We start from the raw sequence: 20,982 nt of genomic DNA on the forward strand, positions 1-20,982 counted from the left end.
TTTGTTAAATTATATTTCTGTCCCGCTCCCGATTTTTTGTTACTTAGCAGGCACCACGGCACCATCATATTTATCTTTAATGTAGTCTTGAATTTCTTTAGATTGTAATACTTCCATTAAAGCTTTGATTTTTTTATCATCTTTATGTCCTTTTTTAACAGCGATTAAGTTAGCATATGGATTATCTTTAGCATTTTCTAATGCGATAGAATCTTTCTTAGGACTTAATTTTTGATCGATTGCGTAGTTAGAGTTAATGATGACTGCATCAGCTTTTTGGTTTTGATAGATTTTAGGTAAGTATTCAGCAGATTGTTTGTCGTTAAATTTAATATCTTTCTTGTTTTCAGTGATGTCACTGAATTTAGCGTCTTCAATTTTAACGCCTTTTTTAAGTTTAATTAAACCTTCATCTACGAAGAATTTTAAGAAACGACCTTGTTCAGCAGGGTTATTTGAAACATAAACTGTTGCACCTTTAGGTAAGTCTTTTAAACTTTTGTACTTTTTAGAGTACACAGCCATTGGTTCAAGTTCTACGTTTCCTGCAGATTCAATTTTATATCCTTTTTCTTTACTTTCAGTTTTTAAGTATGGCGTATGTTGGAAGAAGTTAGCATCAATTTCACCTTTATCTAATAATTTATTAGGTGTAGTGTAATCGTTAATTGTTTTAATTTGTAAATCGTAACCTTTTTTCTTCAATAATGGTTTAGCTTTTTCTAAAATTTCAGCATGAGGTGCTGGTGATGCACCTACTGTGATTGTTTTGCTCTTGTCGCCACCACCGCAAGCAGCTAAAGCAACTGTTAATGCTAATACTAAAATTATTCCTAAGATTTTTTTCATTGAACATTGTCCCCTTTTCTTTAGCGTTTATCAATTTTATTTGTAAGCCAATCCCCTAGGAATTGAATTATAAATACTATGATTAAGATGAATACAGTTGAAACTAAGATAACATCATTTTGATTTCGTGTGAAACCAGTTAAGTAGGCTAAGTTACCTAAACCACCGGCACCAATGACACCAGCTATAGCAGTTGAACCGACTAAAGCAATAGCTGTCACAGTAATACCTGAAACTAACGCAGGCATCGCCTCAGGAAGTAGTACCTTGCGTACGACTGTCCAAGTATTCGCACCCATTGACCAAGCCGCTTCGATAACTCCCTTATCAATTTCTTTGAAGGCAATTTCTACTAAGCGAGCATAAAATGGTGCTGCACCGATAATAAGTGCTGGTAAAGCGCCTGTTGGTCCACTAATCGTTCCAAGAATTACACTTGTAAACGGTATAAGTAATAAAATTAAAATGATAAATGGTATCGCTCTAAATAAGTTAACTATAAATGAAACAATTGTGTAGAAAACTCGAGCTGCCGGTGAATGACTTTTCGCAGATAAGAAAAGTAACACCCCTAAAATCAAACCAAAGATGAAAGCAAATATAGTAGAAACAACAGTCATATATAGTGTCTCTAATATTGCTTGCCATACATCTGGCCACTGAACATTAGGCATTGTAAACATTTCGTGGAATATTTCGCCATATGATTTACCCATGTTTCAACACCTCCACATTCACATGTTGTTGATGAAGATCATTCTTAAATTGTTCAAAGTTATCACTATCAATATGCGGTATTTGAATAACTAAGAAGCCTATAGAACCATCCTTAGTATTCTTGATATTAGCTTCAAGAATATTAACGTCTATATTATGTGTTTTAGTAATATATGAAACAATAGGTTCTGTCGTATTATCCCCAGTAAAGTTTAATCTCACTATGTAAGAATCACTCGCTAATGGTTCTAATTCATCTAGAGCATCTTCAAAGTCATCATTTAAATCATCCTTAACAAAACGTTTAGTAACTGCATGTTGTGGATTTTCAAATACTTCGCTAACTTTTCCTTGTTCTATGACTTTACCGTTTTCCATTACCGCGACTTCATCGCAAATGCGTCTAATCACATGCATTTCATGAGTAATTAATACGATTGTAAGGTTTTGTTGTTCCCTTACCTTAAGTAATAAGTCTAGAATTTCATCAGTTGTTTGAGGGTCTAAAGCACTCGTTGCTTCGTCACAAAGTAAAACATCAGGGTCATTTGCTAACGCTCTAGCTATACCTACTCTTTGCTTTTGTCCACCTGATAATTCTGATGGATACGCACTCTCTCTGCCTTTCAATCCTACAAGTTCTACAAGTTCAAGTGCTTTTTGCTTCGCTCTACCACTCGGTACTCCTGCAATTTCAAGTGGGAAAGTAATATTTTTTAATACGGTTCTTGACCATAATAAGTTGAAATGTTGGAAAATCATACTTACTTTTTGTCGTTTTTTACGCAACTCTGATTTGGATAATTTACTAATATTGTCACCATCAATAATGACATCTCCAGACGTAGGCGCTTCTAGATTGTTAAACATTCTAATTAGCGTACTTTTACCTGCACCAGAGAAACCAATAACGCCAAAAATCGAGCCTGAATCAATATTTAAATCAACGTGATCAACTGCTAGAACATCTTTGTTCTTAGTATGATATCGTTTCACTATTTGGTTTAACTTAATCACGTTAATAGCCTCCTTAAATTGCTTATATAAATTAAAAAATGCTTCCTCAATCTTTAGAGAGTTGAGAAAGCATTTGTATATCTTCTTTCTCTCATCTTCTAAAGTTAAACTTTATGTGAATTGGCACCATTTCTATATCAGACGGTTGCCGGGCTTCGTAGGGCACATCCCTCCACCTCTCTCGATAAGAGTTTACGCATCATTTAATTTGTTTTAATCCTACCACCGTACTAAAGTTTCGTCAATAACTATTTTAAATTTTCTAACAAATAAGGGACTGATTGAAAAGCATAGATTCTTTTTACTTCTTGATCCTTATTCATCACCAATAAAACAGGCACTGACATAATTTCTTTTTCTTTACTAAATTCAGGATGAAAATTAAGATCCACCTTTTTAACCGGAAGCTGTAAAATATCATTCGCAATATCTAACATTCTTTCTGAAACTTTACACGTTCCACACATTGGCGTATAGCCAAATATAAGATGTTTCTCTTCATTGTAATTTTCTGTTATATCTTCAAGATCAATTGAACTATTCATTAACTAGAACTAACCTTTCAGTGTTTAAATTAGGCATGAGATTCTTTTCTTTTTTCACTGAGAAACCATATCTATTCAAAACATTAGCTAAATAATTTTTCGGACATTTCGCAACTTCACAATATGTTTTATCAACATATATGTGTTCACTTTCGCTTAAATATCGTTTAAACCATTTTCTAATTTTTTCTCCTTCGTCATCAGAATCTGCAAGAACATAAACTTGTTTACCATAAAGTGATTCTATCATATCATCAATTTTATCTATACTCATGGTCCCATGTGTACAAATAATACTTACTGGCTCTGCGATAACTTGTTGCACTCTTTTCTTATCCGATTTACCTTCAACAATGATAACTTTATTCACAATAGTCATGTCAATCCACCTTCTAAGCGTCGATAGTTAACTGTCACTTAAACCATTCACAGAATTTAGAAAAACTAAACATCACAACGGGCAAACTTACATATGGTTAATGAAAACTAAACACTGATTTAAAATAAAGTGTAAAAATTCTTTTATATTATAAATAAAACTCCTTGATTAAAATAATCGAGGAGTTTAACACATGCTATTCACCAATCATTTCTGAATATTGGTCTGCTGATAATAATGCATCTAATTGACTTTCGTCATTCATTTCTACTTTAACCATCCATGCTTTTTCGTATGGTGATTCATTAACGAATTCTGGGCTATCTTCTAATTCTTCGTTGATTTCTACAATTTTACCTGAGATAGGCGCGTATAATTCTGATACAGTTTTAACAGATTCTACACTACCAAAAGTATCGCCTTCATTTAATTCGTCATCTGTTTCAGGTAGTTCAACAAATACAATGTCGCCTAACTCGTTTTGAGCGTACTCTGTAATACCAATTGTTGCTACATTATCTTCTATTTTAACCCATTCATGTTCTTTAGAATATTTAAATTCGCTCGGTACTGCCACGAGAATCCCCTCCTAATTATTAATTACATTTTAATGATGCCACACTGATATAGTTCAATCAACTATTATCTAAAAGAATTAATATGATAAAATTCGTATTTATTTATGTAAAACACGATATTTGATACATTTTCATTTCTAATGTTCACTTTTTACGACGAGTGTTAAAAAATTATATCCAAGTATTTTTGTACGTTTCTTCTTTAAAACCTAAAGTGATTTTTTCTCCAGAGATAGCTAGTGGACGTTTTACCAACATTCCATCAGATGCTAATAAATCTAATTTTTCATCATCTGACATGTCTTTTAATTTATTTTTCAAATCAAGTTCACGATATTTAGCACCATGTGTATTAAATAATTTATTTATTTCTACACCTGTTTTGTCAATAATATCTTCAAACTCTTTTTTAGTGGGTGTGTGTTGAACAATATCGATAGGTTCGTAGCTCACACCATATTCATCTAAAAATTTAGCGGCTTTCTTGCAAGTCGTACAATTTGAATATTGATAAAATTTTATCATATGTTTATTACCTCCTTATCTCTATTAAGACAAATATATCATTTTCTATAAGAAAACGCTCTACTTTTTAGGCTAATATTTTTATAAAAAAGATATCATTCGTTATAATAAATTTACTAATATTGAAAGGGAGTATAAATGATGCAAGGTATTCATAAAACTGAAGATTTTAATTCAACAATTAACAGTAATCATCCAGTTATTGTAAAATTCGAGGCCGATTGGTGTCCTGATTGTAAAGCAATGGATATGTGGATTGATCCTATTGTTGAGAAATATAATAACTATAGCTGGTACGTCGTAGACCGTGATGAATTAGAAGATGTAACCACTGAAAATGACGTAATGGGTATTCCTAGTATTTTAATTTTCCAAAATGGTGAAAAATTAGCGCATTTACATTCAGCAAATGCGAAATCTCCAGAACAAGTGGAATCATTTTTAGATGAAAATTTAAATCAATAAAAGTTAAAGGAGCTTTCTCTACTGTTTAATGTAGGGAAAACTCCTTTTTTATTTTCATACACTCAATTTTTTAAACCTTATTCAAATTCAGTGATTAAATTTTTATTTTTACGTTGTGCTTTAGTTGGTTCTACTTCTAAATCTGTAAGATATAAGAAACCAGCTAAAATTTCATCATTTTTAATATCTAAAGCTTTACGCACTTTAGGCTCGAAAATGTAATGTGGTGATTTCCAACATGTTCCGATACCCGCTTCATATAAGAGAAGCATTAAATTTTGAGCAAATGCCCCAAATGCAAAGTAATTTTCACGACTTTGTCTTTGTCTAGGATCATCTTTTAAGATTAATAATAATAAACCTCCTAGATTTGTTACTGCATTATAATGGTCTTCTCTTTTTTCAGGATTATCAGGAAATGCAAATCTCGTAATATCCTGACTGAAATCACCTAATTTATCTTTTGCAACATGAACGACTCTCCAAGGTTCTCTCATTCCGTGATTTGGAGCGTCTGTAGCTTTTTCGACAGCATCATATAATGCCTTATCGTCAATAACCATATCATGTTTAAATTTCTTGATACTTCTTCTATTAGATATAGCTTCTTGTAATTCCACTTTAATTCGCTCCTTCTACGTTCGTTGATAACAATTATCAATTATAATTCACAGTCACATTTTATTCAACTTTTCTGTTTATGATTCATAAAATTGGAGTTGCTGTTTCAGCTCCTTAACATGAATCTGACCAGGAGCTTGCGGTTCTCCCAAACAACCATACGAAACTGCACCGCCGAAGACGCCTTGAGCTGTACGACTAATTACACCTAATTTAGACATCGAGATGCCAATCACTTGATATGGCGTACTATCAGAAGTCACACTCATCGCCTCTAATAAATGTAAGACATCCTCTTTACTATGAGGCATAACTGCTAACTTCAAATATTGTGGTGACAATTTTTGCATTTTGAAATAAATAAATTTTAATTCCTCTAATGAAGGCGTCTCTTGAAAATTATGATGCGATAACACCACTTTTAGACCATTCTCTTGCGCGTGTTGAATTAACTTACCGTAAACCTCTACATCTATGGACGCGTTCCATTCAATATCTAAGATATCAAACTGCGCGTGTTGGATTAACTTATACAGTAACTCTAAATATTCAGTTTCTCCAATATCCCCTTTACCGCCTTGCGTTGATGTTCGATACGTCACAAGGATTTTAAAATCCAATTTTAATTGTTTTAATTGATGAATAATCGTTTTAAATTGTTCCATATTAAAATCGAACCATTGATCTATTCTTAATTCCACAATATCAATCGAATCTCTATATTGGTAAATATCATTTAAGAGTGTTTGTGAAATTTGATTTTCCGGTGCAATTGTAGCTGCCACATCAACATGTGTCATAGTATATACCTCGTTTCTAACATCGTATTAAACTTATTTTATATTAATTGCTTTATCACTTACAAATTGCTGTTATTTAATTCATTTTCCTGAAAATGAAATTCTCTATGATTTAAAAAATTAGTCATCGGGTAGTACACAAGTATAATGAATTTAGGAGGTAATCATAATGGCAGTTCAATATGAAACTAAAGCTACAAACGTAGGTGGACGTAAAGGACATGTTCACACTGACGATAACGCAATAAATGTAGACGTATTACCACCACAACAAGCTGACGGAAAAGCTACAAACCCTGAACAATTATTTGCAGCAGGCTATGCTTCATGCTTTAACGGTGCATTTGATCTTATCTTAAAACAAAATAAAGTACGTGACGCTGAACCTGAAGTCACATTAACTGTACGTTTAGAAGATGATCCAGATGCAGAAAGTCCAAAACTAAGTGTCGATATTGACGCAAAAGTTAAAAACGTTTTATCACAAGAAGATGCAGAAAAATATTTAAAAGATGCACATGACTTCTGTCCATATTCTAAAGCAACACGTGGCAATATCGATGTTAACTTAAATGTAGAAGTTGTAGATTAATAATAATAAATAGTAATTGAATATATTATAGGTTCAACCACCAACAAATTTACGTATTTTGTTGGTGGCTTTTTTATATCTAAATTCAGTAAGCTTATAAATTGTATACACCTGAAATAAAATTTATTAAGATTTAGTAAATAGAGTTAAATGAATAAATATTTCGTTAAAATAGTGCGTATTAAAATCATTTCAAGCGACAAGAAGTTCTTAATATTTAAAATAATAGTTTTAATATTAAAATTTACGCTTAAATATATTTTCAGAAATGTTTTTTGTTATCATAAAACGATTATTGCGTATTTTTAATAATTCTTTTATTATGTATTTGATAAGTCTCTTTAACTAAAGGTATTTTATAATTTTGTATTTTCTTTAAATCTGGAGGTCAACATGAACAATATCCGTTTATTAAATAATGATGATTTAGAAGCATATAAAGAGTTAATGTCAAACGGTTACCATAATTACGCATGGGATCGCTATTATTTAGAAAATGTTTCGGAAGATTGCCTTAAAACCATTCTTTCTCAAGAAACAAAATATTGGAATATTTTTGGTGCATTTGAAGATGACCAGCTTGTCGCTACTTGTACGTTAAAACAAATGAAATTTGTAAGTAAGCGTCATAAAGCGATTCTTGAAAATAATTTTGTTAAAAATAATGATGAAATCATCAATAGAGAATTGATTAATCATATTATTGAATACGCTAAGACTCAAAATATTGAAATGTTAATGACTACTATCGCTTCTAACAATATTAGTGCCAAAGTTTTCTTTAGTTCTATCGGTTTTGAAAATCTAGCTTTTGAAAAAAATGCGAGCAAAATTGATGACGAATACCTTGATGAAAACTGGTTGATTTATTATGTTTGTGATCATTTAGCTAACTCATAATTGAATATATCAACAATTTTGTACGTATATGGGGTATTTCACATCATACCCTATCTACGATATATTCGATATTTATCTCTTCAATGACTTTAATCACTTTTTAAATCTGGTGAAAAGTAAATGCATTCACTTTATTTTTAAGATATAATTAATTTGAATTTTCTAAATTTTCATTTATTAAAGTGATGTGATTTAAAATGATTGAAGCTATTTTACATGCTTTCCTTTTGGCGCTCGGGCTTATACTTCCATTAGGTGCCCAAAATATATTTGTTTTTAACCAAGGGGCCACCCAACCACAACTCGTTAAAACATTACCAGTTATTATTACAGCTGGATTATGCGACACTATACTCATAAGTTTAGCCGTTCTAGGTGTTTCACTCGTACTCATGTCCTTACCTACTTTACAACTTGTGATATATATTTTCGGTCTTATTTTCCTATTTTATATAGCTTGGACACTTTGGAATGAGAAAACTCAGAATGTTAAACAGGACAACAGTCTGTCCGCATCAAAACAAATAAGTTTTGCCCTTTCCGTTTCTCTTTTAAATCCCCATGCAGTAATGGACACAATTGGTGTGATAGGAACAAGTGCGTCAGCATACGTTGGTTACGAAAAGTTTGCTTTTACATTAACGTGTATTTCAGTTTCATGGATATGGTTCATTTTCTTAGCGTTAGCAGGAAAATCAGTAGGTTCTTTAGATAAAAACGGTAAGCTATTAATCTTTGTGAATAAACTATCTAGTATCATCATTGTTATTGTAGCTTTAATAATAGTTCAAAAAATATTCATGCTCCTTTTCAGATAAAAAAAGCTCATCAACCACTTGTATCATTTAATTTCTTACAAGTAAGTTGATGAGTTTTATTTTTAAACGATTGGATCAATAATCTCTACAAATTTGAATTCATTATTATCATATTCAAATTTTGCTATATGGCAATTACCCATATCATATTTACTGCCCTCGTCATAACCAAGAATCACTCTTATAAATAAGCCAATTGTACTACCATGACTTACAGCTAAAACTGTGTCACCATTCGAGTTTTGCATGATTTTTTCAAGAGTATGATAGACACGAGTTTCAACTTCCTCTCGAGACTCTCCCTCAAACGGAACAATTTTGTCATCATACAAAAATTTAGGATCATAAGTTGCATTCAATAGACTAACACTTTCACCCTCAAATAAACCAAAACTCCATTCTTTAATGCCTTTTAAACGTTGATAATTTCGCTCAGGAGCAACATTCTCTAATGTATCACTAGCGCGCTCTTGTGATGATGAAACGAGCGTATCAAACGTAATATTATGAGTTTCGAAATATTTTCGTGCAGCCTGAGCTTGTTGAATACCTAGTGATGTTAAGGGTGAATCACTAGCGCCTTGTATTTTACCTTTTAAATTAAAAACTGTTTGACCATGTCGCATTAAATATAATGTTTTAGTCAAAATAAACACCTCTTCAATAACAATTACTTAAATTATTCTAAACGAATAGATTCTCTCTTTTTATCCCCTTCATTTAATCACTAAAGAAAACAGAAGTAAACGAAATCTATCAGTTTTAAAAAAATATACAAATTGACGTATTTGACTATTAAATTGTTTGAAAGTTGCGACCTTGGGTAAAACTTAACATCAGGTTTACATTTATTATAAGGAGTGTTTTGCTATGGATAGTCATAATCAATGCAATTATGTAAATCCTAATACAGTCTCGTTAGACTGGGAATGTTTCATTATTAGTAAAACTGATATGTTGTTAGACGGTGTTCCAAGAGAATTGATTAATACATGGTTAGACGAAGATGTTATTGAACCATTTTCCATTCGAAATAATGAAATTAATTTTAAAACAAAAGATGTGTGGGAAGCACTAAATACTCATAATTGGTACTATTCAAATTAATTTATATAAACTAATCGCTCTATTTGTACTCTCAATTAAGTTGTGATCTCGATAATGAGTCATCACGTACGTGCGAATTTCTTTATTATTTTTCTCTTCTCGGGGAAATTGAGTATCTTCTAAGATATGATTAGCTAAACTACCTAACGGCGTATCATCATTTACAAAACCTAACATAAAATCATAAAAAGTCATTAAATCTCTTCCCTTTTATAAAATTGATTAAAATCAATCATTTAATTAAAAGCTTGCTATTAATCATACCAAAATAGTCGAGATTGTCTATGTGCAAAATTTCTTTTTTTGCACATTTTTTACATAAATTCCTCAGAATTTTAATTCCTCAAAAATCTTCATACTTTAATCACTCTCAAAAAATAAGTAATCATCATACTTCCAAACCATAATTATAGCAATAATGATAACTTTTAAATCTTCGATTGATTTTTGTCGAAATCATGACTCTTTAAATTAAGAAACGTTTTTGTCATTGTATATATTTGTTTTACAATGCTTTCTAATTGTGCATAAATAAAAATGTAAAATGTATTTATTTACCTATCTGTATTAAATGATATGATATTATAGTATATAAATGACCTTTTGCTATTCATGTGTCTAATGAGGTGAAACACCTATGAAAATAATTAGTGTAAATGTGATTAATATCATCTTAACCATACTATTTATAGCTTTTAATGTACTCATTACCTATAATGCAAACGTTGATAATCACCTATGGTTAATACCAGGATTATGTATTTGTGGTATTGCTCTATTTACGAGTTTAACAATAGCAATTATTTATACTGATCTTTTAAGTGAAATTTTGTTCTTTATTAATATTGTCTTAGCACTTTACTATATTTATCCAATTTTTTATGACTTCCTATAGGGAAAATATTGATATAAGGAGGGAGTAAGATGAATTTACATTTTCAAATATTATTATGGCTTTCAATTATATTCATTGTTGCAGGCGCAATTATTTTAGCTATTATGCTTAAAACGAAAAAAGAAGAGAGAAAAGAATCTTATTTAGGTTTTACGGTTATTTTCTTAATTTTCGGCTTTGCAATGCTCATTTATACATTTATTTTTGGTATATTATAAATTTCAATTTCACTTTTATGAACAAAAATTTTTACAGAACAGTATTGATGTATTGAATGTTAATGAAAATTGTTTACACTTTGTCACTCAGTTACAATCACGTAACTGAGTTTTTAATTTTTCTATTTGATAATCCATTTCTTGAAATTAATGTTTAATTTTCACAGATATTAATTTAATATAGTAATTAATTTAATGACTCAATTTAAGGAGTTTTCACTAATAATGAAAGCGATACATAAATACATATACTTAATTATTGCCCTTTTCATTGTATTAGTAGCACTTTTTTCGATAAATGAATTTACTAAAAATAAAGATGCTGTCGCGACAAATGATAATAATGACTTCAAACTTAAACCTGGAGATATCGTAATCACTAAAGGCCCAGTGTTATACGGGTTCTTCGGGCATTCTAGCATCGCAATCGACGAAGATACCGTTCTTCAAATTGAAGGTCCTGGCGATAAACCCATCACTGAATCATTTGAATCTTATAAGCATCGATTCGGTACGGGGAAAAACGAATGGATTAAAGTTTATCGTAGTGTTAAACCAGGTGCTGGTCAGAAAGCCGCTAACTGGGTTAAACGTCATTATGAGAATAGTCACAGTCGTTATCTTGTCACACTTAATTTAAAAAGTACGAAATATACATATTGTACAAAAATAATTTATCAAGCATATAAATATGGTGTTGATCAAAATGCCGTGAGTGATCATGGATTATACATTATTTCTCCATATGCATTAAAAGATAATTTCACCAAAGATTATCGATTAAAGTTAGTTAAAAGTATTAAAAATTAAACCCTCCAAATGATAGCGTAGAGATTTCCTAGCTATTATGATTGGAGGGTTATTTTTAGTCAGTTAGACTTCTTTAAAATAATTAACAAACTGCTCGTTTCTATCTAGTACATCTAAATATGAAATTGAGCTAAAAGGAATAATACGTGTGCAATTCTTGAGCGGATAAATAATGATTTCGTTTTCGTAATCGACATGAAGATCATTCTCTAAGACGATTTTCTTATTTCCTATGACCACTGCTACAGCTTTAAAGCTATCATCGTTTAAATATCTTCTTAATATTTCCTTATTCATAACAACATCACATCCCTTTATTTTAAAATAGCATATTATTGTTAAGGGAGTGTGAAAACATTTCAAGTATTTATTAAAATTATTATATAATTTCGAGTGTGTAGTTATAAAATGACAAATTTGTCGTTTATGATTATCAAATTAGATATTCTTTCTCATTTGATAAAGGTAAAATGGTGATTTATTGATTTCTCCTACTATAGAGAATCCAAATTTCTTATATAGATTTAATGCTTTGTCATTATCTTTAACTACTGTTAATGATAATTTTTTAAAGCCTTCTTTTTGGGCTTTTTTCTCGGCAAAATTAAGTAAACGCGTTCCTACACCTTTACCTCGCGCTTCAGGTAACGTCGCTAACATACTAATATGGAATTCATCTTTATTACCTTCGTCCATTGTAATTAAAGAATATAATTTTTTAGGGTTTGAGAAAATAATTTTCAGAGCTTTTAATTTTTTCATTTTTATTATTTCTAAAACAGTCTTAACCATAGATTTTTCTATTTTAACTAGCGATGCACACGTGATTGCTCCTAAAACTCTGTCGTCTTCTTTAGCTACATAAGAAATATCATGGCTAAATCGATTACCTCTTTTTTTCCATAACTTCTGTAACTGACAATTAATTCGATTTTTAGATGTTTCACCTAAAATGACTTTTGCCATTTCATCAATTGCAAAATGAGTTAACTTGCCAGCTTTTTTATTACTTGGATGTGCTGGAACTACTTGAATATTAACCAAAATTTCGCCTCCGTAAAATAATTTTAAAATTAAAAATACATGTATTTAACATTAATTGTATACCCTATTATAGTAAGTTCAATTATTTTAAAATTTTAAATAAAAGTTAAAATACTTGTTAATTAGATAAAATCATTGTTATCATTTATGAGTTATAATTTTGAAATTAAAGGAGACATAATGAAAGATAAAGGGAGTCTATATTCAAAACTATACTATATATTCATAGCTATAATTATTATCGCCATTATCTTAGTGGTTATGATTTTTTATAATACAAGAAAATCACCATCAAAACCGGCTAGTGATCGTTACAGTGATTTTAATGAACTTAAAAAGCATACGACTAAAAATAAAGATTGGAAAGTTGTTACAAAGCATCGAAAAGATAAGCGTATTCTAGTGTCAGCCATTCACGGTGGCGGAATTGAACCTGGGACAACTGAGTTAGCAAGACGTATCTCAAACGTTGGAAAATATAATTTCTATTCTTTTGAAGGCCTACGCACTAATAATAATGATCAGCTGCATATCACTTCTACAAATTACGATGAACCAAAATTAATTAAAATGTTAGATAAAACTAAAGAAACAATTTCTATACATGGATTTTCTGGCGATGATCCTATCGTCTATATTGGTGGTAAAGACAGAGACATGGCGAAGTCTATTGCAAAAGAATTACGTAAAAAAGGATTTACTGCGAAGGAAAGTCCTAAGGAAATTGACGCTCAATCGTCAGATAATTTCGTAAACATGAATGATACTGATTCAGGTGTTCAACTAGAATTAACTACTGCTTTGAGACAAGAATTCTTTAAACATCAGAAATTAGACAAAACAACACGTGGTAATCCAAAAAAATACACTAAAACATTCTATAAATTTGCGAATGCTGTTCAAAAAGGCATAAAAAATGCGAATTAAATTTAAAATAGCCTTCACATTCATTTAAAATCCCAAAAAATATTAGTGCTTATCAACAAAGTAAAAATTAATCTATGCAAGCTACTATGTAACCCTTGTCAACTGAGAATCCACATTTATTTAACGAAGTATTGATTGCGACACGCCTGCAGGAATAGCATGCGTCTTGAGACTACAGGCTCAAGCCATGCCCGCGGCAAGGGAGCTAAAGCAATACGAAGTATTGAAATTCTAGCTTAATTATTAAAGTCTGATTAAATATTAGCGTTTTTCTAAGCGTTCATCTAGGGTATATAGACATAGGTAATATGTGTGGAGGGATAATACATGGACGAACTTACGAAAGAACAAAAATATACAATTGCAAAGTTTTATAAACTATATATGGAGAGATCCAACGAAGGAATATCAGAAGAATTAGCTAACGATTTTAAAAATTCCGTAACAGCTCAAGATGATTACTTTTGCGACCGTGAGTATGATGATTTTATCTATAATTGCAAAGTACTCATTCAAGAAGGTTATCTAGAGGGAGATATAGATGAAAATAAAATCTATAATATCAAAGTAACCACTAAAGCTTTTACTGAAATTGAAAAAAGTTTTGGTTAAATTATTAATTTTAGTTAGGTGACATAATATGAACGACTGGAAAATAAATAATTATTCAAATCGAAAATTTCTTATTCAAAAAAATGATAATGATATTTCAATAGTCGAACCTATAGATAATGGGTCGTTTAAAATACTTGCTGAATTCAACTTATCTAATGAAAATCATGTAAATACTTATGATGATAATTTATATATTTCAGTCAAAAATGAAAATGAAGAAATAAGTATTTTCGATAAAAAATAGAAAACTTAAGCTGCGTACTAAAAATGCGTACATTTTCAAAAAATTGTCAATTTGTGTTAACAAAAAAGTAACATTAATTATATTAATTTTAACCAAATTAAATAGCCACAAATATAGTTTTATGGTAATCTGTAAATGTTACACTCTGTGAGTGTTTAACATTACTTCTTGTTGTCGCCTTGCAGACTTTAATTTTCGTCATTATTAAAGTATCTGCATAGGCGATTTTTTGTTTTTAAAAGACTTATGATGCTTATTAGTATAAAATATATGTGAAATAAGAATATATGAGGAGGATTTTATGAAAAAAGTTGTAATTTTATTATTGAGTAGTTTTTTAATATTAACAGCATGCGGTAATAAAGACACTTCTTCAACTAAGGACGACAAAAAATCTGAATCAACACCTAAAAAAGAAAAAAGTCATAATACTAAAAAATCAGATAAAACAAAGACAGATACCAAGAAACAAAATAGCAACGACACAGTTAAAAATGAAAGCCAAAGTGCAAACAAAAAGAATAATCCTAAATCACAAGATGCTAAAAGAAATTCAGAACGTGTAGATGGTAAAGATGTAAATAAAAACAAAGATAATAGCAACCCATCTGATAATAATAATAAATAGCTAAGTAATCTTCCAAGCTAATCTCAAAATATTCTAGATACTCAAAGTATCATTCAAACGAAAGTTATCGATATGAAATGTTACAACAATATTCACAAGTCATTCATTATAATAAGAAAAAATATTTCAATTATCACAAAAAGGATGTGCGACTGCCAAAGTTAGATTTAAAGTCCAACTTTAACGCGTGCACATCCTCTTTAATTTATAATATCTCATCCAATTGTCTTACTATGATGGGTGTATATAAATAGCGGTACCCTTTTTTAGTTGGGTGAGCATCATCTGCCATCATTTCTTTATCACTTTTAGCTAATCTATTAATTTCCTCATTATTAAATATATCTATAATATGTATATCCCATTTTGTTCTAAGACGATGAAGCTGATTTACTAAATCTCGATAGTTTTCATCATTTTCTCTAATACAAGTATAAAAAATAATTGGACAACGCCATTTCGCTTGAACATACTTAATTATATATTCTATCGCGCCGATCGTCGTGTTAATATCGAAATCCTCTTGCTCAAACGACGAACTCATCTGACCTATTTCATACTCAAATCTCCCATCATTCGTCGATAACTGACAAACTACTGCATCAATTTTTGTATTCACAAAGTTTAATTTCTTCAATCTATTCACGTAGCTATCAGACTTGTCCCCTGCAAGCGTAGTCCCTGATTTAGCTTCCTTAATCCCCTTCACTTCATATTCAGTTGTTAAATATTCGACAAATGATATCCCCTTCGAAGCTGCACCATATGTAATTGAAGATCCTAAGAAAATAATCTTTTTACTATTAAGATTATCGTCATCCTTTTTCAAGTCGATTTTAGGATTATAGTAATCTTTATTACCATTGATAATATTGAAAATGTTCTTCAAAGACTTCATCAAAGTTGTCATTTCACTCAATATCATTTTCCCTTTTTTCATGCTTGTCTCCTTATATTTATATGTATGTAGAATTAAAGCATCGTATATATTCTTGAATGTTATTGTAACATGGTTATCATTTTCCAAATAAAAAAGCCCTCCGAAGAGGACTTTGAAAATTGTTATTACATTTTAACAACGTTTGAAGCTTGTTCGCCACGTTCGCCTTCAACGATGTCGAATTCAACGCTTTGACCTTCTTCTAATGATTTATAACCGTCTTCAACGATTGCTGAGAAATGTACGAATACGTCTCCGCCATCTTCTCTTTCGATGAATCCAAAACCTTTTTCTGCATTAAACCATTTAACTGTACCGTTATTCATATAGAATACCTCCGCGTGCTTTTGCACTAAATATTTGTAACAAATCCATTAATCAAAAGAGAATATTCTATAAAAATATTTCAACAATCAACTTCACGTGCTTTATTACTTAACCTCCACTATACGCTTATTTTGAGAAAAGTAAAGCCTTTTTAGTTAATTCTTCAAATTATTTATATTCTTCAAGTTTCTAAAGATAACAATTTATTATCAAACGTATGTGAATGTTAATCCAAATGTAAATCATTCTAACGATTCTAATCACTTGCCTAATTATGGTAGTGACACACCTAAACCTGGTGAACATGTAGCGGGTTCTCCTGGCTATGATCCTAAAAAAGACCGTGACAAAGACGGTATATCAGGAGAAAAATAGTTAGGCCTACAGTTAGGAATTCACAATTATTAAAATATTTATTTTTTTGACACAAAGGAATCATATATTGTAATTAACGCATTTAATGACAAATCCTCCAATTCGTATTATAAGATAAACACATACTCAATTAATTGGAGGTGTTTCACATGTTCATCTTTGATTTATTAAAAAAAGGTATAGAATTCTTTAAAGACGTATTCAAATAAGACTGTTCTAGAGTAGTAGCAATACCCTTCTTCAATGAAGGGTATTTTTTACAAATTAATCCCTACTATTCTTATAATATATATTGAATAAATTTGTTATTGTTTTGCAATTTTAACAGAAATGAATTCCAAATTATTAAATTTTAAGTTAAATTTTACATCTATGAACAATTTTTTACGACTTTTGAAATAATCAACTAAAATATATCCAATGAGAATATACTACAGTTAATAAATACATAGGAGGTGAGTCAAATGTTCATCATCAACTTAATCAAAAAAGCAATCGAATTCTTCAAAGGTTTATTCGGCGGTAACAAATAATTGTTTACCTTTCCCCTCTTGATAAGAGGGGCTTTTTCATGCCTTTATAAATATTCAAATTTTGAAAATAGAAATTTTACATAAATTTAAAATTAATCGTGTAGATTTTGGGTAAAGATAATTTATTAACACCAATATTTAAAATATAGGAGCGAACTTTTTATGAAGAAATTATTTACCATCCTATTATCGAGTTTTTTAGTATTAGGCGCATGCAGTCATACTGATAGTTCTGACAAAAAAGAAACTGATAGTAGTAAGAAGTCTGATTCAAAAAAAGATAATAAAAAAGACTCTAAAGGCGATAAAAAAATAAATAACGCAAAAGATAAAATTAAAGATAGTAAATTAGCAAAGAAAAATAAAGATAAAGATTCAAAAAATAAAGACGACAAATCTAAATCTAAGCAACAAAACAACAAGCAAAATCATCCTACTAACAATAATGCATCTCAAGCGAACAACACTACTAAACAATCCCAATACAATAACAACAACGCTAATCAGAACGCAGCCAATAATAATCAAGCTAACACAGCAAATCAACAACAAAATCAAACAAACGGGAAAGCACAAAATAATGTTCAATATCCTCAAGGAGCTGCAAATAAAAATCCGCAACAAAGCAATACACAACAATACTCAAATAACGGAGCAAACGGGAATAACAATCAAGGCCAGGCCAATACAAATAACCGAAATGGATATTAAAATGCAAAAGTCATGGTTAGCTCTATTAGTAGCATCCATGACTTTAAATTTGCTTTTATGAAGTTTGATTAGCCTATAATAATTTTAAGAATATTATCTAAATGAAAACTATCTGATTTCACACGCAACTCCATTATGATTTCCATCTAACCTTGCGCTGTATGCGGGATGACCTATTGGCACACCCGCAGGATATACTGCTCTAAGTGCTTTACAGTTAGAAAATTGTACGGGTAAACTATTATTGTTGTTGTTTGAATCATTATTGTTAGTATTTGAGTGATTATCGGACTGATTATTGTTTTGATCTTTATTATCCTCTTCAGAATCTTCACTCCATATATTTAACTTCTCAGCTTTAGCCAATGATTCACTCTCTTTCAATTTACTTTCATACGTGTCATTAGGAGGAAAAACATACTTTACTCTAGCTAACCCATTTCTAACCAAAGCATTGTTTAACATTTCACCATCCGCATAAACATATGCTAAGCTTCTTCCATATTTATCAGTATGCGGACCTTTATCGAATTCAACTTCTATCTTTTTAGCACTGGTTAACTTATTTGTAGTAAATTCACTTGCTTCAGGACCATATTTTTCTACCGGTTTTCTTGGATCTTTTGTTTCAGGAGTATCTATCAGTAATAATCTGAAAGTAGTTTTCTTACCTTTATAATTAAATTTAACAGTATCACCATCTACAACTTTAATAAGGGTCACTACTTCTCTATGATTACTATTATTGTCTTTTTTCTTTTCTTCTGTATTTTTATTATTGCTTTCTGATTTTTTACTACTTTTTACATCGTTCTTCTTACTACTTTGTGTTTGAGTAACTTTATCTTTTTCACTATGGTTTTGCTTTTGTTCTCCATTAGGTCCTATTAATAATATGCTGATTATAAAACAAGTTGCAGCAACAATTATTATTTTTTTGATTTTTTTCTTTCTTTTCGCGTAAACAAGAGCCGTTATTAGCAATATAAATGCTACTAAAAATAATGATACTCCAATATTTATTAATATATCTTTCATGTTGCACCTCTAAATTTGTTATTTTATAATATTTTATAACAATTTTATCGATTAAACTATAAATATTTTAATTTTAAAATTTAAGATTTCGATAGATGCGGTTCTTTATAACAATTTTCATGAAAATTATATCAACGAAAGAAGGAATACTATGGCAAGCAAGAAGAAAAATATTCAACAATTAAAAGATATTATACTTAATGAGAGCGAAGAATTGCAATACGTTATTGAAGGTATTTATGAAACGCATACAATAGGTGTGGATGTATATAGAAATGGTATTCTAGCAGCTACAAATCAAAGAGTTATATTCTTTTCAAAACGATTAACAGGCTATGATTTCGAGAATTTCGATTACAATCGAATTAGCACATTTGAATTAAGCAAACGCCTAACAGGCAATAAAATCACTTTTTATTCCAGTGGAAACAAAGTAACAATGAAATATATTAATGATAAAGAAATCAATGATTTTGTAACATATGTAAATAGAAAAATGGAAAATGAGAAAAACAGTGAACCACAAAATAACCTTCAAAATGATAATTTGTCCAAAATAAAACAACTTAAAGAATTATTAGACATCGAGGCTATTACTCAAGAGGAATATGAACAAAAGAAAAAAGAATTATTAGAATTAAACTAATGCAAATGAAAAAGGCAATCTCTATATTATTTCAATAGAAATTGTCTTTTTTACACTTATCAAAGCTCTTTAAATCTAATCTCGTTTATTAATTATTCTATTTCTCTTCTTTTTTCGATTTTTCTTTCTTTATTTGTGATACTGATTTTGTATTTTTAATAAATTTTTCACTTAATTCTTTTGAATATGAAAGATCTGCATCAAAATTAAAATCATCAATAGAAGTTATTCCTGCTGTAAAGGATATATTTTTGTCGCCATTTAAGTATCCTTTAATATCGTATCCATCCATTGGGTTTTTTCTAATTTCTGTAAATTTAATACTTTTAAAACCTTTTACATTATACCTCATATATAATGTAATTCTTTCTTTTTGTTCATCATAGTATTGTTGTTCTTTTTCTTTCTTATTGTCATATTTCAGTTTAAAATAAATGCTTCCTACAATTAATATTATACCAACTAATATTATGAGTATTAAAATTATTTTTTTACTCAAATGATCATTCCTTTGAAGTGACATAGTAGACAAGTTTTATAATTATGATAACACTTTGTCATTGAATATTTTGCTACTTCATATAAATTCCATATTAAAAAATAATATGTATGTGCCCCTTTCATAATAAAACAGTCTATACACAGCTTTAAATATTTTAATTTAACCTTTATTATCAAAATGTATATTCATCCTTAAATTTTAAGCATAATTGATGAAAAATAACTTATAGGCGTATTATCTCCTTTTTATTTATTTGGTCACTTATAATTATAGCGATAATTGCGACATTTTATATTTGAAACTCAAAAAATCCACAAACTCTACGGCAGAGAATTTCAATTGTGAAACAGTTTAACTACTAACTTTTAAGAATTGTTCTCTATTATCAGGGAAATAACATAATTCTCCACCAGATGCAGTATCATTTGCGTCATCTTCAAGTAAAAGTTAATTTTCGAGGAATCATGAATATACAATAATTCATTTTATAAAATATTAAATAAATTGTTGTAATTATTCCTTTCAAATGCTAATTTGGTATTAAATTATTATTCTAATTGGCATTTTCATTATGGATACAACCAATTTTTCGAAGATTCTTAAAGATGCTTAATGT

General features: G+C 29.8%; 33 protein-coding genes and 1 riboswitch. Of the genes, 16 read left to right on the forward strand and 17 right to left on the reverse strand.

All coding sequences use genetic code 11. The annotated features are described in order from the left end of the window. Positions 1-39: 39 nt before the first annotated feature. The 7 genes from HMPREF2580_RS09115 to HMPREF2580_RS09145 form a co-directional block, all read right to left on the reverse strand. Positions 40-849, reverse strand: a complete 810-nt coding sequence (locus tag HMPREF2580_RS09115) for a MetQ/NlpA family ABC transporter substrate-binding protein (protein ID WP_070832239.1) — start codon at positions 847-849, stop codon at positions 40-42. Between the two features lie 20 nt (positions 850-869). Then, a complete protein-coding gene (locus HMPREF2580_RS09120; RefSeq protein WP_002441663.1) occupies positions 870-1,565 on the reverse strand; it encodes a methionine ABC transporter permease in 696 nt (231 codons plus the stop codon). After that, positions 1,558-2,583, reverse strand: coding sequence for a methionine ABC transporter ATP-binding protein (locus HMPREF2580_RS09125; protein WP_070832242.1), 1,026 nt, complete (start codon positions 2,581-2,583; stop codon positions 1,558-1,560). Before HMPREF2580_RS09125 ends, HMPREF2580_RS09120 begins: the two co-directional genes overlap by 8 nt. An 88-nt stretch (positions 2,584-2,671) precedes the next feature. Then, positions 2,672-2,774: riboswitch (SAM riboswitch) on the reverse strand. A 57-nt stretch (positions 2,775-2,831) separates the two neighbouring features. Then, positions 2,832-3,128 (reverse strand): thioredoxin family protein, encoded by a 297-nt coding sequence (locus tag HMPREF2580_RS09130; RefSeq protein WP_002441660.1) that lies wholly within the window; start codon positions 3,126-3,128, stop codon positions 2,832-2,834. Beyond that, positions 3,121-3,507 carry a toprim domain-containing protein gene (locus tag HMPREF2580_RS09135; RefSeq protein ID WP_002441658.1) on the reverse strand — a complete coding sequence of 129 codons (387 nt, stop codon included), beginning with the start codon at positions 3,505-3,507 and terminating at the stop codon, positions 3,121-3,123. Before HMPREF2580_RS09135 ends, HMPREF2580_RS09130 begins: the two co-directional genes overlap by 8 nt. A 196-nt stretch (positions 3,508-3,703) precedes the next feature. Continuing rightward, entirely contained in the window at positions 3,704-4,084 is a 381-nt protein-coding gene (gene gcvH, locus HMPREF2580_RS09140; protein ID WP_070832245.1) for a glycine cleavage system protein GcvH, read from the reverse strand. Between the two features lie 172 nt (positions 4,085-4,256). Further along, positions 4,257-4,610, reverse strand: coding sequence for an arsenate reductase family protein (locus HMPREF2580_RS09145; protein WP_070832248.1), 354 nt, complete (start codon positions 4,608-4,610; stop codon positions 4,257-4,259). A gap of 141 nt (positions 4,611-4,751) precedes the next feature. Between HMPREF2580_RS09145 and HMPREF2580_RS09150 the strand changes: the two genes are divergently transcribed. Further along, complete coding sequence (locus HMPREF2580_RS09150) at positions 4,752-5,075, forward strand: thioredoxin family protein (protein ID WP_037541218.1); 324 nt, start codon at positions 4,752-4,754, stop codon at positions 5,073-5,075. Between the two features lie 77 nt (positions 5,076-5,152). Here HMPREF2580_RS09150 and HMPREF2580_RS09155 read toward each other — a convergent pair whose 3' ends face one another. Together HMPREF2580_RS09155 and aroD are read right to left on the reverse strand one after the other, a co-directional pair. Further along, positions 5,153-5,695, reverse strand: a complete 543-nt coding sequence (locus tag HMPREF2580_RS09155) for a nitroreductase family protein (RefSeq protein WP_002441651.1) — start codon at positions 5,693-5,695, stop codon at positions 5,153-5,155. A 78-nt stretch (positions 5,696-5,773) separates the two neighbouring features. Then, entirely contained in the window at positions 5,774-6,496 is a 723-nt protein-coding gene (gene aroD / locus HMPREF2580_RS09160) for a type I 3-dehydroquinate dehydratase (RefSeq protein WP_070832252.1), read from the reverse strand. A 169-nt stretch (positions 6,497-6,665) separates the two neighbouring features. On the opposite strand from aroD, the gene HMPREF2580_RS09165 reads away from it, so the two are divergent. The 3 genes from HMPREF2580_RS09165 to HMPREF2580_RS09175 all read left to right on the forward strand — a co-directional run bounded on the left by HMPREF2580_RS09165 (position 6,666) and on the right by HMPREF2580_RS09175 (position 8,806). Beyond that, on the forward strand, positions 6,666-7,088 hold the full coding sequence (locus HMPREF2580_RS09165; RefSeq protein WP_002441647.1) for an organic hydroperoxide resistance protein: 423 nt from the start codon (positions 6,666-6,668) through the stop codon (positions 7,086-7,088). Between the two features lie 393 nt (positions 7,089-7,481). After that, on the forward strand, positions 7,482-7,988 hold the full coding sequence (locus tag HMPREF2580_RS09170) for a GNAT family N-acetyltransferase (RefSeq protein WP_002441644.1): 507 nt from the start codon (positions 7,482-7,484) through the stop codon (positions 7,986-7,988). A gap of 197 nt (positions 7,989-8,185) precedes the next feature. Continuing rightward, positions 8,186-8,806, forward strand: coding sequence for a LysE/ArgO family amino acid transporter (locus tag HMPREF2580_RS09175; protein ID WP_070832255.1), 621 nt, complete (start codon positions 8,186-8,188; stop codon positions 8,804-8,806). A 62-nt stretch (positions 8,807-8,868) separates the two neighbouring features. Here the strand turns inward: HMPREF2580_RS09175 and HMPREF2580_RS09180 are convergent, their stop codons facing one another. Next, positions 8,869-9,453: a histidine phosphatase family protein gene (locus HMPREF2580_RS09180; protein WP_070832257.1), complete on the reverse strand. Its 585-nt coding sequence runs from the start codon at positions 9,451-9,453 to the stop codon at positions 8,869-8,871. 223 nt (positions 9,454-9,676) lie between these two features. On the opposite strand from HMPREF2580_RS09180, the gene HMPREF2580_RS09185 reads away from it, so the two are divergent. Continuing rightward, positions 9,677-9,913 carry a hypothetical protein gene (locus tag HMPREF2580_RS09185; protein WP_002441638.1) on the forward strand — a complete coding sequence of 79 codons (237 nt, stop codon included), beginning with the start codon at positions 9,677-9,679 and terminating at the stop codon, positions 9,911-9,913. On the opposite strand, the gene HMPREF2580_RS09190 is transcribed toward HMPREF2580_RS09185, so the two are convergent. Beyond that, the gene (locus HMPREF2580_RS09190; protein ID WP_070832260.1) at positions 9,905-10,108 is read right to left on the reverse strand and encodes a sterile alpha motif-like domain-containing protein; all 204 of its coding nucleotides are present in this window, start codon (positions 10,106-10,108) and stop codon (positions 9,905-9,907) included. The genes HMPREF2580_RS09185 and HMPREF2580_RS09190 overlap by 9 nt on opposite strands. 442 nt (positions 10,109-10,550) lie before the next feature. Between HMPREF2580_RS09190 and tsaA the strand changes: the two genes are divergently transcribed. From tsaA to lnsA, 3 genes are all read left to right on the forward strand, one after another. After that, complete coding sequence (gene tsaA / locus HMPREF2580_RS09195) at positions 10,551-10,808, forward strand: type II toxin-antitoxin system antitoxin TsaA (protein WP_070832263.1); 258 nt, start codon at positions 10,551-10,553, stop codon at positions 10,806-10,808. Positions 10,809-10,837: 29 nt separating this feature from the next. Continuing rightward, positions 10,838-11,026: a type II toxin-antitoxin system toxin TsaT gene (tsaT, locus tag HMPREF2580_RS09200; protein WP_002441631.1), complete on the forward strand. Its 189-nt coding sequence runs from the start codon at positions 10,838-10,840 to the stop codon at positions 11,024-11,026. A gap of 225 nt (positions 11,027-11,251) precedes the next feature. Next, positions 11,252-11,836, forward strand: a complete 585-nt coding sequence (lnsA, locus tag HMPREF2580_RS09205; RefSeq protein ID WP_070832266.1) for a lipoprotein N-acylation protein LnsA — start codon at positions 11,252-11,254, stop codon at positions 11,834-11,836. Between the two features lie 63 nt (positions 11,837-11,899). Here the strand turns inward: lnsA and HMPREF2580_RS09210 are convergent, their stop codons facing one another. Next, a complete protein-coding gene (locus HMPREF2580_RS09210; protein ID WP_002441627.1) occupies positions 11,900-12,133 on the reverse strand; it encodes a hypothetical protein in 234 nt (77 codons plus the stop codon). Between the two features lie 141 nt (positions 12,134-12,274). Further along, positions 12,275-12,880, reverse strand: coding sequence for a GNAT family N-acetyltransferase (locus tag HMPREF2580_RS09215; protein ID WP_070832269.1), 606 nt, complete (start codon positions 12,878-12,880; stop codon positions 12,275-12,277). Positions 12,881-13,060: 180 nt separating this feature from the next. On the opposite strand from HMPREF2580_RS09215, the gene HMPREF2580_RS09220 reads away from it, so the two are divergent. From HMPREF2580_RS09220 to HMPREF2580_RS09235, 4 genes are all read left to right on the forward strand, one after another. Continuing rightward, positions 13,061-13,807, forward strand: a complete 747-nt coding sequence (locus HMPREF2580_RS09220) for a poly-gamma-glutamate hydrolase family protein (protein WP_070832272.1) — start codon at positions 13,061-13,063, stop codon at positions 13,805-13,807. A 327-nt stretch (positions 13,808-14,134) separates the two neighbouring features. After that, the gene (locus tag HMPREF2580_RS09225; protein WP_070832275.1) at positions 14,135-14,419 is read left to right on the forward strand and encodes a hypothetical protein; all 285 of its coding nucleotides are present in this window, start codon (positions 14,135-14,137) and stop codon (positions 14,417-14,419) included. 28 nt (positions 14,420-14,447) lie between these two features. Further along, entirely contained in the window at positions 14,448-14,666 is a 219-nt protein-coding gene (locus tag HMPREF2580_RS09230) for a hypothetical protein (protein WP_002441617.1), read from the forward strand. Between the two features lie 301 nt (positions 14,667-14,967). Further along, positions 14,968-15,294, forward strand: coding sequence for a hypothetical protein (locus HMPREF2580_RS09235; protein WP_070832277.1), 327 nt, complete (start codon positions 14,968-14,970; stop codon positions 15,292-15,294). Positions 15,295-15,499: 205 nt separating this feature from the next. On the opposite strand, the gene HMPREF2580_RS09240 is transcribed toward HMPREF2580_RS09235, so the two are convergent. Beyond that, the gene (locus HMPREF2580_RS09240) at positions 15,500-16,234 is read right to left on the reverse strand and encodes an SGNH/GDSL hydrolase family protein (RefSeq protein WP_070832281.1); all 735 of its coding nucleotides are present in this window, start codon (positions 16,232-16,234) and stop codon (positions 15,500-15,502) included. A 125-nt stretch (positions 16,235-16,359) separates the two neighbouring features. Further along, the gene (locus HMPREF2580_RS09245; protein WP_037541206.1) at positions 16,360-16,560 is read right to left on the reverse strand and encodes a cold-shock protein; all 201 of its coding nucleotides are present in this window, start codon (positions 16,558-16,560) and stop codon (positions 16,360-16,362) included. A gap of 265 nt (positions 16,561-16,825) precedes the next feature. Here HMPREF2580_RS09245 and HMPREF2580_RS12385 point away from each other — a divergent pair, with 265 nt between their 5' ends. The 3 genes from HMPREF2580_RS12385 (at position 16,826) to HMPREF2580_RS09250 (ending at position 18,180) form a co-directional block, all read left to right on the forward strand. Continuing rightward, positions 16,826-16,936: an excalibur calcium-binding domain-containing protein gene (locus tag HMPREF2580_RS12385; protein ID WP_142382855.1), complete on the forward strand. Its 111-nt coding sequence runs from the start codon at positions 16,826-16,828 to the stop codon at positions 16,934-16,936. Between the two features lie 464 nt (positions 16,937-17,400). Further along, positions 17,401-17,469: an epsilon family phenol-soluble modulin gene (locus HMPREF2580_RS12555; protein ID WP_115177471.1), complete on the forward strand. Its 69-nt coding sequence runs from the start codon at positions 17,401-17,403 to the stop codon at positions 17,467-17,469. A gap of 162 nt (positions 17,470-17,631) precedes the next feature. Beyond that, on the forward strand, positions 17,632-18,180 hold the full coding sequence (locus HMPREF2580_RS09250) for a hypothetical protein (RefSeq protein WP_070832284.1): 549 nt from the start codon (positions 17,632-17,634) through the stop codon (positions 18,178-18,180). 108 nt (positions 18,181-18,288) lie between these two features. Here the strand turns inward: HMPREF2580_RS09250 and HMPREF2580_RS12560 are convergent, their stop codons facing one another. Beyond that, entirely contained in the window at positions 18,289-19,218 is a 930-nt protein-coding gene (locus HMPREF2580_RS12560; RefSeq protein ID WP_083321685.1) for a thermonuclease family protein, read from the reverse strand. A 151-nt stretch (positions 19,219-19,369) separates the two neighbouring features. Here HMPREF2580_RS12560 and HMPREF2580_RS09260 point away from each other — a divergent pair, with 151 nt between their 5' ends. Continuing rightward, positions 19,370-19,864, forward strand: a complete 495-nt coding sequence (locus tag HMPREF2580_RS09260) for a PH domain-containing protein (protein WP_002441603.1) — start codon at positions 19,370-19,372, stop codon at positions 19,862-19,864. Between the two features lie 97 nt (positions 19,865-19,961). On the opposite strand, the gene HMPREF2580_RS09265 is transcribed toward HMPREF2580_RS09260, so the two are convergent. After that, entirely contained in the window at positions 19,962-20,363 is a 402-nt protein-coding gene (locus HMPREF2580_RS09265) for a DUF1433 domain-containing protein (RefSeq protein WP_070832288.1), read from the reverse strand. Positions 20,364-20,982: the final 619 nt, after the last annotated feature.

This window comes from Staphylococcus sp. HMSC036D05, from assembly GCF_001836225.1.
In the GTDB taxonomy this organism is placed as follows: domain Bacteria; phylum Bacillota; class Bacilli; order Staphylococcales; family Staphylococcaceae; genus Staphylococcus; species Staphylococcus caprae.

Bases quoted from the DNA above. Each gene is read 5' to 3' on its own strand.
- HMPREF2580_RS09115 (WP_070832239.1), bottom strand. From the start codon at position 849: ATGAAAAAAATCTTAGGAATAATTTTAGTATTAGCATTAACAGTTGCT.
- HMPREF2580_RS09120 (WP_002441663.1), bottom strand. From the start codon at position 1,565: ATGGGTAAATCATATGGCGAAATATTCCACGAAATGTTTACAATGCCT.
- HMPREF2580_RS09130 (WP_002441660.1), bottom strand. From the start codon at position 3,128: ATGAATAGTTCAATTGATCTTGAAGATATAACAGAAAATTACAATGAA.
- HMPREF2580_RS09135 (WP_002441658.1), bottom strand. From the start codon at position 3,507: ATGACTATTGTGAATAAAGTTATCATTGTTGAAGGTAAATCGGATAAG.
- HMPREF2580_RS09145 (WP_070832248.1), bottom strand. From the start codon at position 4,610: ATGATAAAATTTTATCAATATTCAAATTGTACGACTTGCAAGAAAGCC.
- HMPREF2580_RS09150 (WP_037541218.1), top strand. From the start codon at position 4,752: ATGCAAGGTATTCATAAAACTGAAGATTTTAATTCAACAATTAACAGT.
- aroD (WP_070832252.1), bottom strand. From the start codon at position 6,496: ATGACACATGTTGATGTGGCAGCTACAATTGCACCGGAAAATCAAATT.
- HMPREF2580_RS09165 (WP_002441647.1), top strand. From the start codon at position 6,666: ATGGCAGTTCAATATGAAACTAAAGCTACAAACGTAGGTGGACGTAAA.
- HMPREF2580_RS09170 (WP_002441644.1), top strand. From the start codon at position 7,482: ATGAACAATATCCGTTTATTAAATAATGATGATTTAGAAGCATATAAA.
- HMPREF2580_RS09175 (WP_070832255.1), top strand. From the start codon at position 8,186: ATGATTGAAGCTATTTTACATGCTTTCCTTTTGGCGCTCGGGCTTATA.
- HMPREF2580_RS09185 (WP_002441638.1), top strand. From the start codon at position 9,677: ATGGATAGTCATAATCAATGCAATTATGTAAATCCTAATACAGTCTCG.
- HMPREF2580_RS09190 (WP_070832260.1), bottom strand. From the start codon at position 10,108: ATGACTTTTTATGATTTTATGTTAGGTTTTGTAAATGATGATACGCCG.
- tsaA (WP_070832263.1), top strand. From the start codon at position 10,551: ATGAAAATAATTAGTGTAAATGTGATTAATATCATCTTAACCATACTA.
- tsaT (WP_002441631.1), top strand. From the start codon at position 10,838: ATGAATTTACATTTTCAAATATTATTATGGCTTTCAATTATATTCATT.
- lnsA (WP_070832266.1), top strand. From the start codon at position 11,252: ATGAAAGCGATACATAAATACATATACTTAATTATTGCCCTTTTCATT.
- HMPREF2580_RS09210 (WP_002441627.1), bottom strand. From the start codon at position 12,133: ATGAATAAGGAAATATTAAGAAGATATTTAAACGATGATAGCTTTAAA.
- HMPREF2580_RS09220 (WP_070832272.1), top strand. From the start codon at position 13,061: ATGAAAGATAAAGGGAGTCTATATTCAAAACTATACTATATATTCATA.
- HMPREF2580_RS09225 (WP_070832275.1), top strand. From the start codon at position 14,135: ATGGACGAACTTACGAAAGAACAAAAATATACAATTGCAAAGTTTTAT.
- HMPREF2580_RS09230 (WP_002441617.1), top strand. From the start codon at position 14,448: ATGAACGACTGGAAAATAAATAATTATTCAAATCGAAAATTTCTTATT.
- HMPREF2580_RS09235 (WP_070832277.1), top strand. From the start codon at position 14,968: ATGAAAAAAGTTGTAATTTTATTATTGAGTAGTTTTTTAATATTAACA.
- HMPREF2580_RS09240 (WP_070832281.1), bottom strand. From the start codon at position 16,234: ATGAAAAAAGGGAAAATGATATTGAGTGAAATGACAACTTTGATGAAG.
- HMPREF2580_RS09245 (WP_037541206.1), bottom strand. From the start codon at position 16,560: ATGAATAACGGTACAGTTAAATGGTTTAATGCAGAAAAAGGTTTTGGA.
- HMPREF2580_RS09250 (WP_070832284.1), top strand. From the start codon at position 17,632: ATGAAGAAATTATTTACCATCCTATTATCGAGTTTTTTAGTATTAGGC.
- HMPREF2580_RS12560 (WP_083321685.1), bottom strand. From the start codon at position 19,218: ATGAAAGATATATTAATAAATATTGGAGTATCATTATTTTTAGTAGCA.
- HMPREF2580_RS09260 (WP_002441603.1), top strand. From the start codon at position 19,370: ATGGCAAGCAAGAAGAAAAATATTCAACAATTAAAAGATATTATACTT.